The organism is Flavobacterium sp. MMLR14_040, from assembly GCF_033657265.1.
Lineage (GTDB): Bacteria > Bacteroidota > Bacteroidia > Flavobacteriales > Flavobacteriaceae > Flavobacterium.
The window spans coordinates 36,984-54,203 of record NZ_JAWVWO010000026.1 but is presented as its reverse complement, the minus strand read 5'-3'; the positions used below and the strand labels follow the sequence as shown (position 1 = coordinate 54,203).

Below are 17,220 nucleotides of genomic sequence, written 5' to 3'. Positions count from 1 at the left end.
AAAATAAATTTGTTTTGTAAATCTATTGCTGTCGGGTTGTTTATATCTTTAAATGCAAATTGTCTTTTGTTTCTTTCAATTTGTATTTAGTATTACTAGATTTGCATATCTCAAATTTAATGAAAATTAGATTTAAAAACTACCAATAGTTATAAACAAAATTATGTCAATAATTACCCTTACTACTGATTACGGCTTAAAAGACCACTTTGTTGGTTCGCTAAAGGGTAAGATTTTATCTGAATATTCAGAGGCTCAAATAATTGACATTTCTCATGACATAGATCCGTTTAATACTGCCGAGGCAAGTTACATTATTGGAGCATCTTATTTAAGTTTCCCGAAAGGAACTGTACACCTTATTGGTGTTGACATTGAGCGCAATAAAGAGAACCAGCATATCGCCATGCAATGGAACGATCACTACTTTATTTGTGCCGATAACGGAATTTTAAGTATGCTTACGCAGAAAATCCTTCCTGAGAAAATTGTTGCCATCAACATTCACGATCGTTTTCCGGCTGAATCTACCGATTTGGATATTTTTATCCAGGTTGCCTGTCATATTGCAAAAGGCGGATTATTAAATGTAATTGGCAAAGAAATTACGGCTATTAAAGAGGTTACAGAATTACAGGCAGTTGTTGCCGGTGACGGAAATTCAATAAAAGGATATGTAATTTATATTGATCATTTTGGAAACGTAATTACCAATATTTCGAAAAAACAATTTTTAGAAATTTCACGCGGCCGACCGTACGAAATTGTCATGAATACCAAAAACATCAAAACTATTTTACCAAATTATTCTGCAATTGCGACTTCTGATAAATATCCAATAAAAACCTATGAAGGCGAAAAACTGGCTATTTTTAATGAAGCAGGATTTCTTGAAATTGCCATTTTTAGAAGTAATCCTTCAAAAGTGGGTTCTGCTAATAGTTTGTTAGGATTGAATTACAGGGATGTGATTACAATTCAGTTTTTATAAATTTTAGATTAATAGCACAGATTTTACGGATTGAGCGGATTTACACAGATTATATTTCATCTTTTTGTTCTTTGATTAAAGAAATCACTCTATTTATATTTTAGAGATAGGCCCGCAGTTTCAACCACGGGGACGCATTAATATATGTATTGTGATATATATGATGTCCACACGGTTGAAACCGTGGGCTATATTTGAAATACAATAAGACATTATAATCCGAAAAATATGTATTTATAATATTTTACTTTTTCCTAAAAACAACAATCAAATTTGGTACTTTTGCGCTCTTGTAGAATTATAGACATTCAAAAATCTAAAATCATTATATGTTTGTTCGAATAGTAAAAATGAGTTTTCACGAAGAAAAAATTCCTGATTTTTTGGAAAATTTTGAAACTGTAAAAGACAAAATACGAAATGCAGAAGGAAATCGTTTTTTAGAATTGTATCAGGACAAAAATGATAAATGCATATTTTTCACCTATAGTTATTGGGAAACCGAAGCGGACTTAGAAAATTACAGACAATCTGAACTTTTTAATATGGTTTGGAGTTTTACTAAAAAGCTGTTCAATGCAAAACCGGAAGCGTGGAGCGTTGATAAAATTGTTTCTTTAGTTTAAAGTTTCAGGTTTCAAGTTGCATACGTAACGTGAAAATTGGAACGAATTAACCGCAAAGAACGCAAAGAAAATATTTAGAAGCCTTAAAAACACAAAGTTCGCAAAGCTGGAACTTGAAACTTGAAACAAATCAACGATTAAACAAATAAAACGATTAAACAGAAAATAAATGAAATCAATCATTTTACGAGAAATAAAATCTTTTTTTGGCTCGCCAATTGGCTATTTGGTCATTGCTATTTTCTTAATTAGCAACGGACTATTTTTATGGGTTTTTGAAGGAGATTACAACATACTGAATACTGGTTATGCCGATCTTACTCCGTTTTTTACTTTAACGCCGTGGATTTTAATTTTCCTGATTCCGGCCGTAACGATGAGAAGTTTCTCAGACGAAAAAAAACAAGGAACTCTGGAATTGCTTTTAACCAAACCATTATCAATTTGGGAAATCGTAAACGGAAAATTTTTAGGTTCTTTATTTCTGATTGTTTTGGCTATTATTCCAACGTTTATTTACGTGAAAGTAATTTCAAGTTTGGGTTCTCCCGAAGGAAATATTGACATGGGAAGCACTATTGGTTCTTATTTTGGATTGTTGTTTTTAATAGCTGCCTATTCTGCTATCGGAATTTTTACTTCTACCCTATCCGAAAATCAAATTGTTGCTTTTATCATTGCTGTTTTTCTTTGTTTTCTTTTTTATTTTGGTTTTGAAGGTTTAGCAACATTAATCCCTGGTTTCAGCAATATTATTGTCGCTTTTGGTATGCAGGATCATTTTAAAAGTATGAGCCGCGGCGTAATTGATACACGCGATGTTATTTATTTTTTAAGCATCACAGTATTATTTTTGTCTTTTACTGTTTATCAATTAAAATCATTTAAAGCCTAATGAAAGCATTCAATCAACAAAACATCAAAGCATTAGGGATTACAGTTTTCGTTCTAATCGTTTTAAATGTATTAGGAAGTTTGTTTTTTCACCGATTTGATTTAACAAAAGACAAACGATATACTTTATCTGAAACTTCTTTACAAATCGTAAAACAGGTTAGAAATCCGCTATCAATCAAAATTTATATGCAGGGAGATCTTCCTGCAGATTTTAGACGTTTACAACAGGAAACCAAACAATTATTAGAAGAGTTTCAGGCGTATAACAGCAACATTGTTTTTGAATTTGTAAATCCTATGGAAAACGAAGACGAAAGCATGCAAATGGTAAAATCACTTTACCAAAAAGGACTTACGCCAATAAATATTACTGTTGACGACAAAGGGAAACAATCTCAGGCAATGGTTTTTCCGTGGGCAATTGCTGTTTATGATAATAAAGAAGTTAATATTCCATTATTAAAAAATATAATGGGCGCTTCGACAAGACAAAAAGTGATTGGATCCATTCAGCATTTGGAATATTCGATTGCAGATGCAATTAATAAAATTACCAAAGCCAAACAAAAGAAAGTTGCCATAATAAAAGGAAACGGTGAAATAAACGAAATTCACATTGCCAAAATGCTGATGCAAATTCGCGAAAGCTATTACATCGGACCTTTTACATTAGATTCTGTTGCCAAAAATCCAACCGGAAGTTTAGAAGCTTTAAAAAAGTATGATTTAGCCATTATCTCAAAACCAACAGAAACCTTCTCTGATGAAGAAAAACAAGTTTTAGATCAATTCATTATGAACGGTGGAAAAACTTTGTGGTTAATCGATCAGGTTGCTGCCGATATGGACAGTTTATACAATCAATCCGGTGCAACTCTGGCTTATCCCAGAGATTTGAATTTGAACGATATGTTCTTTAAATACGGTTTTAGAATTAATCCTGATTTGGTAAAAGACGAACAAGGAAGCCCGATAAAACTAGCTACCGGAGAACAAGGAAGCGCAACTCAATATCAGGATTTTACATGGAAATTTGCTCCGCAGGTATATCCTGCAAGCAAACATCCGATTGTAAAAAACTTAGGCGGAATTAAATTTGATTTTGCAAATCCCATAGATACTTTAAAAAACGGAATCAAAAAAACAGTTTTACTGCAATCGTCTCAATATTCGAAAGTTATCGGAACCCCGGCAGAAATTAATTTGAATATTGTAACCGAAAAAACGTCTCCGGAAGAATATTTAAACAAAGGAAACTTGCCGCTTTCGGTTCTTTTAGAAGGAAATTTCCATTCTGCTTTTGAGAATCGTGTTTTACCTTTTAAAGAAAATGATTTTATTGCAAAAGGGAAACCAAATAAGATGATTGTTATTTCTGACGGTGATTTGGCCCGAAATCAATTGGACAAAAACAGAGAACCGGTTGAATTAGGTTACGATCAGCGTACAGGAAACCTTTATGACAACAAAGATTTTATCATGAATTGTATCAATTATTTGCTGGATGACACAGGACTTATTAACATTAGAAGCAAGGATGTTGAACTGCCATTATTGGACAAAGAAAAAGTTTACGAAAATTACAGCATAACACAATTCATAACTATCGGACTTCCAATTGCAATTTTATTGGTATTCGGGCTTGTATTTACTTACATCAGAAAAACAAAATACAGCAAATAGATGTTAATAAAAAAATTGCGAAACTAAGATTGTTTACGATATATTTGTAAAACGGATCTTAGTTGAAGAAAAACTAAAGAAAAGAGCAAAAAAATAAAACAAAAGACATGAAATTTATAGTATCGAGTTCGTACTTATTAAAACAATTACAAGTTTTAGGTAGTGTAATTAACAGTAACAATACGTTGCCTATTTTAGATAACTTTTTATTTGAATTAGACAATGATGCGTTGACAGTTTCAGCTTCAGATCTTGAAACTACAATGTCTGCTACATTATCTATCGATTCTAAAAGTAAAGGAAGCGTTGCTGTACCTGCGAAACTTTTGCTTGAAATTTTAAAAACGTTCCCGGAACAACCTTTAACTTTTACAGTTGAAGACAACAACACAGTTGAAATTAGTTCTAACTCAGGAAAATATGCATTAGCATACGCAGCCGGAGAAGAGTTTCCAAAAGCGGTAAATCTTGAAGATCCATCTGTAACACTTGTTCCTGCTGATGTTTTGGCAACTGCAGTAAGCAAGACTATTTTTGCTGCCGGAAATGATGATTTACGTCCGGTAATGTCTGGAGTTTTCTTCCAGTTCTCACCAGAAGGCTTGACTTTTGTAGCGACGGATGCTCATAAATTAGTTAAATATGCACGTACAGATGTAAAAGCATCTCAGGTTGCAGATTTTATTATGCCTAAAAAACCTTTGAATATTTTAAAAAGTATTTTAGGATCTTCTGACGCTGAAGTTAAAATTGAATACAACGACTCAAATGCGACTTTCTCATTTGACAATTATATTTTAATGTGTCGTTTAATTGATGGAAAATATCCAAATTACGAGGCGGTAATTCCTAAGGAAAATCCAAATAAATTAATGATAGATCGTTCTTTATTTTTAAGTTCTGTTCGTCGTGTTGCGATTTTCTCTAATAAAACAACACACCAAATTCGTTTAAAAATTGCTGGAGCCGAACTTAATGTTTCTGCCGAAGATATAGATTACTCTAACAAAGCCGAAGAAAGATTGACTTGTGATTATCAGGGAGACGATCTTCAAATTGGTTTCAATTCACGTTTTTTAACTGAAATGTTAACCAACTTGCAATCAGACATGATTATGTTAGAGATGTCATTGCCTAACAGAGCTGGAATTTTAACTCCAGTTGATGGCTTAGAAGAAGGAGAAACGGTTACCATGTTGGTAATGCCTGTGATGTTAAATAGTTAACATCAAAACTTCTTTTTGTTACAGGGATTTTTTTTAATTTCAAATTAAAGACATATCATTGTAAAAAAAAAACATCGCTATTAACCAACCATTTTTTATACCTAGAAACCGCAATTTTTTCAAAAGAGTTGCGGTTTTTTATTTTGGGATTTTTTAGTTTCAAGTTTCAAGTTTCAAGTTTCAAGTTTCAAGTTTCAAGTTTATGTTCATAGTAAACCCGACAGGTTTTAAAAACCTGTCGGGTTTGTCACTCAGTAGAAAACGTGAAACTTGAAACCTGAAACAAAATTAACTTCTGTTTTTTCCCTAACTTTGTATTTATGAAAATAGAAATTTGGTCGGACATCATGTGTCCGTTTTGTTATATCGGAAAAAGACAACTGGAAACAGCTTTAGCTGAATTTCCAAATGGAGAATTTGAAATTGAGTGGAAAAGTTTTCAACTCGACCCAACTATCACACCACAATCAGGAAAAGACGTTTATACGTTTCTTGCGGAGAGAAAAGGTATTTCGGTTGAGCAATCCATAGAAATGCACAAAGGTGTCGTAGAGCGCGCAAAAAGCGTTGGTTTGGATTATCATTTTGACAAGGCAATTATTTCCAATTCACTTACTGCGCATCGAATTATTCATTTGGCGAAAGCTAAAAAATTAGGCGATGAAATGGAAGAAATTTTCTTTAAGGCTTATTTTACTGAAGGAAGAGATTTAAATGATGGACCAACCTTAATAGAATTAGCTGTAAAAGCTGGTTTAGATCAGAATCTGGTTTTAGAAGTTCTAAAAGATGAAAATTTATTTTTAGAAGATGTACAACACGATATTACCGAAGCTCAGGAAATTGGTGTTCAAGGAGTTCCGTTTTTTGTTTTTGACAGAAAATATGCAATTTCCGGAGCGCAGCCAGTTGAAGCTTTTGTGAATACTATCAGAGAAGTACAGAAATAATTTTTAGATTTTAGATTGACAATCCGTTTTGTTAAAACGGATTGTTAATCTAAATTTTATTTTTTCGCAGGAAAATAATTTTCTTTTAGAATAATCTCCAACGGGATATAATGAGTGTTTTGCACTGTTTCCTGTAAAACCATTTTTTTATACAAATGATTAATTCCCATATAACCTTGTTCTTCAGGTCTTTGATTTATTAAAAAATCAATTATTCCTTTATTTAGGTATTCTATGTTTTCTTTCAATAAATCGTAACCAATTATGCGAACGCCCTTTATATTGTTTTGTTCTAAAAAACGGGCCACAATATAAGCTCTTGAATTAGGCACAAAAACACTGTTGATTCCCGAAAATATCTCCAACGATAATTGATCAATTCCCGAATCTTTAATAGTAACTTCTGAGAATTTAAAATTAGTCAGTTCGTTATGATCTTTAAAAAAAGAATAAAAACCATCAATACGCTGTAAATAAACAGATGTACTTTCTATTTCTCTGGTAATTTTAAAAATCAGAACCTGCCTTTCATTATTTACCGCAAAGCTAATCAGTCTTCCTGCCAAATAACCGCTCTGAAAAGCATCCTGTCCTACATAAGCATGTTGTTCATTACTCGAAATATTCGAATCGATCATAACGACCGGGATATTTTTCTTTTCATATTCGTTTAAAAACCGAACAGATTCCTCATAAAAAATAGGCGCAAATAATAATCCGTCGCAATCAAAATCCAGTACTTTTTCAACCGCTTTTTTGAATGAAGATTCGTTAAAATCATAGAAAAAATAATCAAGTACAACGCCAAATTTCCCAAATTCAATAGCTGCTTTTTCTATTCCGTTAATCTGGCTTTTCCAATATTCTATATTTTCATATTTAGGCAGAAAAACAGCAAAACGAAACTTCTTATTTAATGCCAGATTACTCGCCAAAATATTGCGTTTATAACCATACTGCTCAATTATAGCATTTACTTTATCTACATTGTCCTGAGTTACCTGTCCGCGATTATGGATTATTCGGTCAACAGTTCCTGGTGAAACATTGGCTAATTCTGCTATTTTTTTGATTGTTATGATAATGATTGTTTTTTAAGTTAAAAGGGGATTTTTTTCAGTCTGTAAAATTAATTTTTTTTGGATATGATGAGTTGTTTTAGAAAACTTTTTATATACATTTGTAAAGCCCGTGTGCGTACACGTAAAATTACATAATTTACATACAAAATCGTAAATTATTTCTCTTTTTTAAAATAATTATAGATAAAAAAATCAAATACAAAATTTAAAATATGATTATAGACATTTTAAATAATGCAAAACGATATTCAGGTTTGCATCCGAATTTTCAAAAAGCATTTGATTATTTAAGCCAAAATGATTTGAATAATCTTGAATCTGGTTCGTTCGAAATTGCCGAGGGATTAAAAGTAATTGTAATTTCCGGAGAAGGAACAACCAAAGAAGAAAGCATAAAAGGTTTTGAATGTCACGATCAAAACATTGACATTCAATACTCGATAAAAGGTCCTGAAACTTTTGCGTGGAAACCAAGAGAAAAATGCGTGAATCCAAACGGAGAATATAGCGATGAAAGAGATGTTCGTTTTTTTCACGACAAACCGGATACCTATTTTGAATTACAGGAAGGACAATTTTGTATTTTATATCCGGAAGATGTTCATGCTGCGATGATTGGAGAAGGGATTATTAAAAAAATTGTTATTAAAGTTAAAATTTAAAAATTTAAACACATAGAAACATAGAATTCTCTTTGCCAAAAAAGAGGTAATTAAAAAAACAAGTTTTCACACATAGCTTAAATTGTCACTTAATTTGACGTCAAAACTATGTTTGTTAATGCAAGTGAAATGCCTTTTTCTAAGAATACAAAATCTATGTTTCTATGTGTTTAGAAAAAAACATCACATACAAATCATAAAATTAAAACATGAATTCAATATTTAACCTTGAAGGAAAAATTGCTCTAATCACAGGCGGTGCTGGTGTATTGGGAAGTAATTTTGCAAACGTTTTGGCAAAACAAGGCGTAATTGTCGGCATTGTTTCTCAATCGATTGATAAAGCCAATAAAACCGTAACTGATATCGAAAGCATTGGCGGTAAAGCTTTTGCGATACAAGCCAACGTATTAAATAAGGAAGAACTGGAAAAAGCCAAAGATTCTATTGTAGAAAAATACGGTCGTCTTGACATTTTGATTAATGCTGCGGGAGGAAATATGCCGGGTGCAACCATTCAGCCCGATCAGTCGATTTATGATATGAAAAGCGATGATTTACAAAAGGTAATCGATTTGAATATCATCGGAACCATGCTTCCATCTCAAGTATTTGCTGAACTTTTTGCGAAACAAAAACAAGGGATTATCATTAATATTTCATCGGCATCGGCACAAAGACCGTTGACGAGAGTGGTTGGTTATTCGGCTTCGAAAGCGGCGATTGATAATTTCACACAATGGATGTCGGTTGAACTGGCTTCAAAATATGGTGAAGGAATTCGTGTAAACGCTATTTCTCCGGGATTTTTTATTGGAGAACAAAACAGGGCTTTATTATTGACGCCGGAAGGAAAATTAACTCCACGTGGCGAAAAAATCATTGAACATACACCAATGGGAAGATTTGGAACTCCGGAAGATATTGACGGTGCGCTTTTATTTTTATGCAGCGATATGTCCAAATTTGTAACGGGAACAATTATAAAAGTAGATGGTGGATTTGCCGCAACAAGTATTTAAAGATCTGTTACGATTCCTGCAAGGTTTTCAAAACCTTGTAGGTATAAAACACAACCAGTTTGTCTAAATCTTTGTCATGGCAGACAGATGACATGGATTTGCGTTGCAAAGACGCGGATTTAAACGGATTTTTTATTTTAATTTCAAAAACGTCTTTGTAAAAATGAGAGATGGCATTAAATTAAAAATACTCCTTATGAAAACGATTGCCCTAGCCCCGATAGAAGTGGAAATCCTTTTGTGCCGGGGTTCGGCACAAAAGATTGTAACGGATAGCGGGATTAGCTCCTTAAAATCTTTATAAATAATTTACACCTACAAGGTTTTGGAAACCTTTCAGGAATTAATAGAAAAACATATAAAATGGAACAAACATTAAGATGGTTCGGACCAAAAGATCCGGTTTCTTTGCAGGATATTAAACAAACCGGCGCAACCGGAATCGTAACTGCGCTGCACCATATTCCGAACGGAGAAGTGTGGACTATTGACGAAATCATTAAAAGAAAAGTTGAAATTGAACATGAAGATGGTGATCCTAAAAAAGGGGCATCAGGTTTAATCTGGTCCGTGGTTGAAAGTATTCCGGTGCACGAAGACATTAAAAAACAAACCGGAAAATACCTGCAATACATTGAAAATTATAAAGAAAGCATTCGGAATTTAGCGTTGTGCGGGATCAAATGTATTTGCTACAATTTTATGCCGGTTTTAGATTGGTCAAGAACTGATTTGTCATATGAAGTTGAAGATGGATCAAAAGCTTTGCGTTTTGATATTAATGCATTTGCGGCTTTTGAATTGTTTATTTTGAAAAGACCGGGCGCGGAAAAAGAATATTCATCTGTTCAAATCGAAAAGGCAACTAAATATTTTCACGCTATGACGGATGATGATAAAGTCAAACTTCAGCAAAACATTCTTGCCGGACTTCCGGGTGCCGAAGAGGCGTATTCTGTAGAAGATTTTCTGTTGACTTTGAGCGCTTATAACCATATTGACAGAAAAGCATTGAAAGAAAATCTTTTCTTCTTTTTAAGACAGATTATTCCCGTTGCAGAAAGTAAAGGTGTTTTGATGGCTATTCATCCTGATGATCCTCCCTACCCTATTCTGGGTTTACCGAGAGTTGTAAGTACAGAAGAAGATTTAACGGAATTGATGGCAGCATACGATTCAAAATCAAACGGATTTACGATGTGTACAGGTTCTTACGGCGTTCGCGCAGATAATGATTTGCCCGGAATTGTAAGACGTCACGGTGACAAAATGAATTTTATTCACCTAAGAAGTACGCAAAGAGACGAGGAAGGAAGTTTTTACGAAGCCAATCATCTGGAAGGAAATGTGGACATGTACGAAGTTGTAAAAGCAATTCTTGAAGTTGAAACAAGAAACAACAGCAAGTTACCAATGCGCCCGGATCACGGTCACCAAATGCTGGACGATTTGAATAAAAAGACTAATCCTGGTTATTCTGCTATCGGGCGTTTGAGAGGTTTGGCTGAATTAAGAGGGCTTGAATTGGGAATTAAAAGAAGTCTCTAAAGGTTTTGCAATTTGCCACGAAGGCACTAAGACTCTAAGTTTTTGTTAAAGTCCCATATTAAAGTTTTTGTTTCACGCAGATTTTGCAGATTGAGCAGATTTTTTATTCTGATTGAGTACAGTTTGTCATTTCGACGGAGGAGAAATCCTCGCAAGTAGCTCCGTAAAGTAATCACTAATCTTTGTAGAGTTATTTGTGAAGATCCTTCCTCCGTCAGGATGACAAAAAATGAGAATAAAAAAACCTTGGGCCTTAGTGCCTTCGTGGCAAAACTGCAAAAAAACTAACTATCATAAATAACCACAAACCATGAATAGTCAAAGCCTTATTATCTGTTGCAGCTTTTTTATAAATAGTTTGGTGTTCAGCCAAATGCCAAAAATACTTTCGGATTCAAAAGTAAATTATCTGCCAGATTTTAGTTACGCTGGCTATCACTTCGGTGAAAGCCAAATTCCGGAAACTACAGGAAAAATTATAAATGCTGTCGATTTTGGGGTGAAAGCAAATGATGGTTTAGATGATTCTAAAGCGTTGCTGAAAGCCATAAAAACAGCGAATGAAACCGAAGGAAATGTAGTTTTACAATTGCCTGCGGGGCGAATTATTCTGAGTGATATTTTGTATATCGAAAGAAGCAATTTTGTATTTCGCGGAACAGGTTCTGGCGAGAACGGAACCGAAATTTATTGCCCGCGACCAATGATGTACCTTCAAAATCCGGAATCTTTGGCAGAGCTTCGCGAGTATTTAACGACTTTTGACAAGAGACAGCGCGAGCCTGAAAACAATGTCCAATTGCCTTTTTCGCAATATGCATGGTCAGGCGGTTTTATCTGGACGCAAATTCCGGGCGAACGTGTGAAATCGTATCTGGATAAATATGAGCCGGTTCCGAATGTTTTGGCAAAAGTCAGCAGCGGGAATATGGGCGAACATGTTATCACCGTTTCTGATGTGAAAGGATTGAAAGTTGGCGATATTGTCGAACTCCAATTGTTTAATAAAGACGGAGAAAATGGTGAAATTATTGCCGATTTATATAAAGGTGCAAAAGTAAAACCGGGTTCCCATCATTGGAAATTTCCAAAATTGCCAATCGTACGACAACAAGTTGAAATCACTAAAATTTCAAACTCAAAAATTACTATAAAAACGCCTTTGACCATTGCCATAAAACCAGGTTATCAGGCGCAATTGGTCGAGTGGAAACATTTAAACGAAGTGGGAATTGAACATATTCGTTTTACTTTTCCAGATATTCCGAGAGTCGCGCATCATGTTGAACCGGGAAATAACGCCATATTTTTAACGCGTGTTTTCAATAGCTGGGTCAAAGATGTAACAATCACCAATGCTGACAGCGGTATTTTATGTGAAGAAATTTCGAATGTTACCGTTCAGGATATTGTAACGGATGGAAATCATATGGCCCATTATACCGTTACTTTAGGCGGCGTTCATAATGTTTTGGTGAAGAATTTAAAAATTTACAACAAAACCGTTCACCCATTGAGTTTCAATACTTTTGCGACTAAAAATGTCTATCAAAATTGTGAAATATTTGCAGATCCGCTTTTAGATCAGCATTCGGGAGCGAATCACCAAAATTTATTTGATCATATTACGGTTCATATTAATCCGGATAAAAATAATAGTTATTTATTATTTGGCGGTGGCGGTGCAGATTACTGGAAACCTTCTCACGGACCTTTCAGTACGTTTTGGAATTTGAATGTTCAGGTTGAGAAACCTGCTGAAATTACAAAACCAATTTTGCTTTACGGAATGAAAGACGGGCCTTTTGCACGAATTATTGGTGTTAATGGCAATGTAAAATTTGAAGTTAAATACGAACCTGATGCTTATATTGAGTTTTTAAATATGCCACTGGATCAGATTCCTTCGTTGTATGATTATCAGTTAAAAAAGCGTTGGAAAAACTAATTAAACACATAGAAATATAGCTTTTTGGAATGTTGAAAAAAGGCGTTTCACTTGCATCAACAAACATAGTTTGAACGCGAAATTAAATCAATTTGTGCTATGTATGAAAACTAGTTTTTTTGATTTTCTTCTTTATAAAGAAAAATCTATATTTCTATGTGTTTAAAACCGCCACAAATCGCACTAATTTTCACAAATTAAATTCGTGCTAATTTGTGAAATTCGTGGCAAAAAAAACTTTGTCCCTTTGAACCTCTGCCCCTCTGCACCTTAAAAAAAACACCATGAAATACAAAATAGCTTTTCTGGTTTTACTGTTTATTTCCGGGAATCTATGCTCCCAAAATAAATACCGTCTTAAAAATATCTCGACGACCGACGGGCTTTCGCAAAGTTCTGTTATTGCGATTCATCAGGATAAATTTGGGCAAATGTGGTTTGGTACGCGCGACGGACTTAATAAATATGACGGAAGTCACTTTACCATTTTCAGAAATGATGTTGCTGATAAATCGTCTATTAGCAACAACGATATTTTGGCCATCGAGGAAGATAATACGGGCAAAATTTGGGTTGGAACCTACAACGGTTTAAATTGTTATAATCCTGTTACAAATACTTTTAAAAGATATTTACATACTAAAAACAATCACACTATAAGCAATAATGCTGTTTGGTCGATCAGGGAAATCAACAACGAAATGTGGTTTGGTACTTCAAAAGGATTGACAATTTACAATAGAAATACAGGGAAATTTACCTCTTTTTTTCATTCGGATACTGATGATGCTACTTTGCCGAGCAATAATATTCTCACTATTTTAAAAACCAAAAAAGGAAAAATCTGGGTTGGAACCACAAAAGGTTTGTGTGTGGTAAAAAGTAGAAAATTCGGAAAGCTTTCTTTTATAAATTATCGCTTAAACAATACTGATCTTCTTAATGTTCAATCTATAAAAGAGGACAGCGACGGAAATTTATGGATTGGAACAAAAAACAAAGGACTTTTAAAATTTGATACTTCCAACAACAAATTTGTTTCTTTTTTACCTGATAATAAATACAACGAAATTAATACTGATATTCGTTCTCTGGCCTTTGATAATCAAGGTTCTTTATGGATTGGCGCTTATGACGGAATTTATATTTTAGGAAAAGACAAAAGCATTCAGAAAATAAATAACACAACTAATAACAACGGAATCGATAAGGTAAAATCGGTATTTATTGATAAAAAAGGTTCGGTTTGGATTGGCTGTTATTACAAAGGCGTAAATATTTGGGATGTTTCGAATGTGAATTTCTCTAATTACAATCAGAATTCTAAAAAGATTCCGATGAGCTTTGATGTCGTGAGTTCTATTATTTCAGACAAGAATCACAATATTTATTTTGGAACTGAAGGCGGTGGAATTACGATTTTTAATCAAAATACCGAAGCGGTAAGTTACATCAATAGCAAAACGAATCAGACGAACAAAAATGATATTAAATCAATGTGTCTTTCTGAAGATAATATTCTCTGGATTGGAACTTTTTCTAAAGGAATATCGGCTTACAACATAATTTCTAAAAAAATTGAAGACAACCGAATTGCCTCTGATTTAAGTGATTTACTGAAAGAAAGCGGCGTTTATTCGCTTAAAACAGAAGGAAACGGGATTTTATGGATTGGTACTTTTGGAAAAGGTTTGATTCGGTATAATACGATTTCAAAAACTTTTCAGGTGATTGGGAACGATACTGCTTCTGCCAATTTCCTGACGAATAATATCGTTCGAACTCTTTTGGTAGATCAAAATAAACTTTGGATTGGAACTCAAAACGGTCTGAACTGCATTTCGCTAAAAGATTTTCAGCAAAATAAATATATAATAAAACATTACTTTTTTGATGCTTCTGCTTTGTCCGGCGATGATATACTAACGTTATTTAAGGACAGTCAAAACAAAATTTGGGTTGGAACTAAAGCAAAAGGACTGCACTATTTTGATGGAAAAAAATTCAACAAAATCAATCTTAAAGTAGGAAACACGATTATTACTTCCATACATTCTATTCTTGAAGATGATGATAAAAATCTTTGGATTAGTACTAATCAGGGGATTATAAAATACAGCACAACCCTGAAAAAATTAGTTCTTTATGACCAAAAAGATGGTTTGGCAAGTAATGAATTTAATGATAATGCAGCTTTAAAACTGGATTCGAATCAGTTTTATTTCGGAAGCCCGTCTGGAGCGACTTATTTTGATGCCAAAAAAATCTCCCTGAATGATTACGCACCTCAGGTTTTAATTACCAATTTGAAAATTAAAAATGAGACCATAAATCCAAACGGAAAAGATAGAATTTTGGAGAAAAGCATTGGCTATACCAAAAACATAACACTAGATTACGATAAAGCAAATTTCTCAATCAGTTTTGCGATTCCAAATTACATTCGATCCAAAAACAATCAATACAGTTATCGTTTAATTGGGTTAGAAAATAATTGGACAATTACCAAAAATAACGAAGCCATATTTGCGATTCAGAATCCGGGGACGTATCGATTTGAAGTTCGTGGTGCCAACAATGACGGTGTTTGGAATCACATTCCGACTACTTTAACGGTTGTTGTAAAACCGGCTCCGTGGCGCAGTATCTGGGCATTTTTATTGTACGGAATAATTATTGGTTCGGCATTGTACGGCTTGATCTGGATTATGAAATCGAAAGCCAGACTGAAACAAAAACTTGAACTGGAATATCTGGAAACCAAACGTATTGAAGAAAATAACCGCGCAAAACTGGATTTCTTTACCAATATTTCGCACGAATTCAGAACACCTTTGACATTGATTTTAGGTCCTTTACAACAGATTTTATCCGATTATAACGGAACAAACGAAATGTACAAAAAACTGTTGGTGATTGAAGGAAGCGCGAATCATCTTTTGAGTTTGATTAACCGTTTGATGGATTTTAGAAAACTCGAAAACGATCAGGTTAAACTCGAATCGGCAAACGGAAATATTGTTAAGTTCACTAAGGAAATATTCTTGTCTTTCATCGAATATGCCAAAGATGGCGGTTACAAGTATACTTTTGAAACTCAGGAAGAAGAGATTCTGGTGTATTTTGATCGTTATAAATTGGAACGTGTTTTTTATAATTTGATTTCGAATGCGTTTCGTTACACTCCAAAAGGCGGTGAAATCAACATAAAAATCAATCACGATCACGAAAATTTATTTATTGCCGTTGAAGATTCAGGTGTTGGAATTGCAGACGAACATATCGATAAAATTTTTGATTTGTTTTTTGAAGTTCCGCTTCATAATAATGTTCAGAAAAACTACAATAAAGGAACCGGAATTGGTTTATCTATCGTAAAAAACATTGTTAAACTTCATAGAGGAACTATTGAAGTGACAAACAAAGAAACGGGTGGCGTGGTATTTACTGTTACGCTTCCGTTAGGCAGAGCGCATTTACTGGACAATGAAATTATCGAAAATTTTAAAATCAGCGATGATATTGCACAATATTCGGCTCAACTTGAAACACAAGAAATTGCAGAATATGAGGATATTAATGATTTTGTGGTTGATGGAGAAAAACAAACTATTCTTTTAGTTGAAGATCATAAGGTTTTGAGAACTTTCATGAAAAATTTACTCAAAAAAGAGTACAATATTATTGAAGCCGAAAATGGAAAAATAGCGTTTGAAAAAGCGTTACAACATGTTCCGAATTTAATTATCAGCGATGTCATTATGCCTGAAATGGTAGGAACAGAATTGTGTTCGAAAATAAAAGAAAACCTAAAAACGAGTCATATTCCGGTTATTCTATTGACTTCCAGATCTTCCTTGGTTTATAAATTTGAAGGATTAGAAAGCGGTGCTGATGATTATATCAGTAAACCATTTAATTTGATCGAATTTAAACTTCGTGTAAAAAATCTTTTAAATTCAACAGAAAGATTAAAAAAGAAATTTACCAGCGAAGATAATTTTGTTCCGTCAGAAATTACGGTTTCGTCTCTGGATGAAGAATTATTGAAAAAAGCATTCAAAATTGTCGAGGAAAACATTTCGAACGAACAATTTGATATTCCGTTTTTCTGCGCCGAATTGGGCGTTAGTCGCACGATGTTATTCTTAAAAATAAAAGCGTGGACGAATTATACGCCAAATGAATTTATTCACGAAATCAGATTAAAACGCGCCGCTCAATTATTGGAACAAAACAAATTAAATGTTTCAGAAGTAAGTTATAAAGTGGGTTTCAACAATCCGAAATACTTCAGCAAATGTTTCCAAAAAAGGTATGGAGAAACTCCATCGCAATTTGCTGATAAATTTAGCGAAAAAATCTCCTGATGTATTTCCTGCAAGGTTTTCAAAACCTTGTAGGTATAGATTTTAAACACAAATTTCACGAATTCCCACAAATTTCAATCGTTAGCTTAGTTTGTGAAATTGATTTCACGAAACTAATTAGTGGCAATTGGTGACTCGAGCGATAGCGAACAGGCGAAGCAAATTCGTGTTTATGTTTCTATGTGTTAGAAATAATTATACTCAATGGGTTACCT

12 protein-coding genes are annotated in these 17,220 nt (G+C 33.7%); 11 read left to right on the top strand and 1 reads right to left on the bottom strand.

Annotated elements, in window-relative coordinates; translation table 11 throughout:
* The first annotated feature begins 163 nt into the window (after positions 1–163).
* From SD960_RS21805 to SD960_RS21780, 6 genes are all read left to right on the top strand, one after another.
* Positions 164–991 (top strand): SAM-dependent chlorinase/fluorinase, encoded by an 828-nt coding sequence (locus SD960_RS21805; RefSeq protein ID WP_318805963.1) that lies wholly within the window; start codon positions 164–166, stop codon positions 989–991.
* 329 nt (positions 992–1,320) lie between these two features.
* Entirely contained in the window at positions 1,321–1,617 is a 297-nt protein-coding gene (locus SD960_RS21800) for an antibiotic biosynthesis monooxygenase family protein (RefSeq protein ID WP_318805962.1), read from the top strand.
* A gap of 169 nt (positions 1,618–1,786) precedes the next feature.
* On the top strand, positions 1,787–2,512 hold the full coding sequence (gldF, locus tag SD960_RS21795; RefSeq protein WP_318805961.1) for a gliding motility-associated ABC transporter permease subunit GldF: 726 nt from the start codon (positions 1,787–1,789) through the stop codon (positions 2,510–2,512).
* The gene (gene gldG / locus SD960_RS21790; RefSeq protein WP_318805960.1) at positions 2,512–4,197 is read left to right on the top strand and encodes a gliding motility-associated ABC transporter substrate-binding protein GldG; all 1,686 of its coding nucleotides are present in this window, start codon (positions 2,512–2,514) and stop codon (positions 4,195–4,197) included. The genes gldF and gldG overlap by 1 nt, the downstream gene beginning before the upstream one ends.
* 107 nt (positions 4,198–4,304) lie before the next feature.
* Complete coding sequence (gene dnaN / locus SD960_RS21785; RefSeq protein WP_042566471.1) at positions 4,305–5,423, top strand: DNA polymerase III subunit beta; 1,119 nt, start codon at positions 4,305–4,307, stop codon at positions 5,421–5,423.
* Positions 5,424–5,743: 320 nt separating this feature from the next.
* Positions 5,744–6,373, top strand: a complete 630-nt coding sequence (locus SD960_RS21780; protein ID WP_318805959.1) for a DsbA family oxidoreductase — start codon at positions 5,744–5,746, stop codon at positions 6,371–6,373.
* Between the two features lie 56 nt (positions 6,374–6,429).
* Here SD960_RS21780 and SD960_RS21775 read toward each other — a convergent pair whose 3' ends face one another.
* Complete coding sequence (locus tag SD960_RS21775; protein ID WP_318805976.1) at positions 6,430–7,437, bottom strand: LacI family DNA-binding transcriptional regulator; 1,008 nt, start codon at positions 7,435–7,437, stop codon at positions 6,430–6,432.
* 230 nt (positions 7,438–7,667) lie between these two features.
* Between SD960_RS21775 and SD960_RS21770 the strand changes: the two genes are divergently transcribed.
* The 5 genes from SD960_RS21770 to SD960_RS21750 all read left to right on the top strand — a co-directional run bounded on the left by SD960_RS21770 (position 7,668) and on the right by SD960_RS21750 (position 17,005).
* Complete coding sequence (locus tag SD960_RS21770) at positions 7,668–8,117, top strand: YhcH/YjgK/YiaL family protein (protein ID WP_318805958.1); 450 nt, start codon at positions 7,668–7,670, stop codon at positions 8,115–8,117.
* 209 nt (positions 8,118–8,326) lie between these two features.
* Positions 8,327–9,139 carry an SDR family oxidoreductase gene (locus SD960_RS21765; RefSeq protein WP_318805957.1) on the top strand — a complete coding sequence of 271 codons (813 nt, stop codon included), beginning with the start codon at positions 8,327–8,329 and terminating at the stop codon, positions 9,137–9,139.
* Positions 9,140–9,502: 363 nt separating this feature from the next.
* Entirely contained in the window at positions 9,503–10,687 is a 1,185-nt protein-coding gene (gene uxuA / locus SD960_RS21760) for a mannonate dehydratase (RefSeq protein ID WP_318805956.1), read from the top strand.
* Between the two features lie 310 nt (positions 10,688–10,997).
* Positions 10,998–12,635 (top strand): hypothetical protein, encoded by a 1,638-nt coding sequence (locus SD960_RS21755; protein WP_318805955.1) that lies wholly within the window; start codon positions 10,998–11,000, stop codon positions 12,633–12,635.
* A 284-nt stretch (positions 12,636–12,919) separates the two neighbouring features.
* Positions 12,920–17,005, top strand: a complete 4,086-nt coding sequence (locus SD960_RS21750; RefSeq protein WP_318805954.1) for a two-component regulator propeller domain-containing protein — start codon at positions 12,920–12,922, stop codon at positions 17,003–17,005.
* The last annotated feature ends 215 nt before the right edge of the window (positions 17,006–17,220 follow it).

What these genes read in the sequence shown, in the direction of transcription:
- SD960_RS21805 (WP_318805963.1), top strand. Translation starts at nt 164, where the DNA reads ATGTCAATAATTACCCTTACTACTGATTACGGCTTAAAAGACCACTTT.
- SD960_RS21800 (WP_318805962.1), top strand. Translation starts at nt 1,321, where the DNA reads ATGTTTGTTCGAATAGTAAAAATGAGTTTTCACGAAGAAAAAATTCCT.
- gldF (WP_318805961.1), top strand. Translation starts at nt 1,787, where the DNA reads ATGAAATCAATCATTTTACGAGAAATAAAATCTTTTTTTGGCTCGCCA.
- gldG (WP_318805960.1), top strand. Translation starts at nt 2,512, where the DNA reads ATGAAAGCATTCAATCAACAAAACATCAAAGCATTAGGGATTACAGTT.
- dnaN (WP_042566471.1), top strand. Translation starts at nt 4,305, where the DNA reads ATGAAATTTATAGTATCGAGTTCGTACTTATTAAAACAATTACAAGTT.
- SD960_RS21780 (WP_318805959.1), top strand. Translation starts at nt 5,744, where the DNA reads ATGAAAATAGAAATTTGGTCGGACATCATGTGTCCGTTTTGTTATATC.
- SD960_RS21770 (WP_318805958.1), top strand. Translation starts at nt 7,668, where the DNA reads ATGATTATAGACATTTTAAATAATGCAAAACGATATTCAGGTTTGCAT.
- SD960_RS21765 (WP_318805957.1), top strand. Translation starts at nt 8,327, where the DNA reads ATGAATTCAATATTTAACCTTGAAGGAAAAATTGCTCTAATCACAGGC.
- uxuA (WP_318805956.1), top strand. Translation starts at nt 9,503, where the DNA reads ATGGAACAAACATTAAGATGGTTCGGACCAAAAGATCCGGTTTCTTTG.
- SD960_RS21755 (WP_318805955.1), top strand. Translation starts at nt 10,998, where the DNA reads ATGAATAGTCAAAGCCTTATTATCTGTTGCAGCTTTTTTATAAATAGT.
- SD960_RS21750 (WP_318805954.1), top strand. Translation starts at nt 12,920, where the DNA reads ATGAAATACAAAATAGCTTTTCTGGTTTTACTGTTTATTTCCGGGAAT.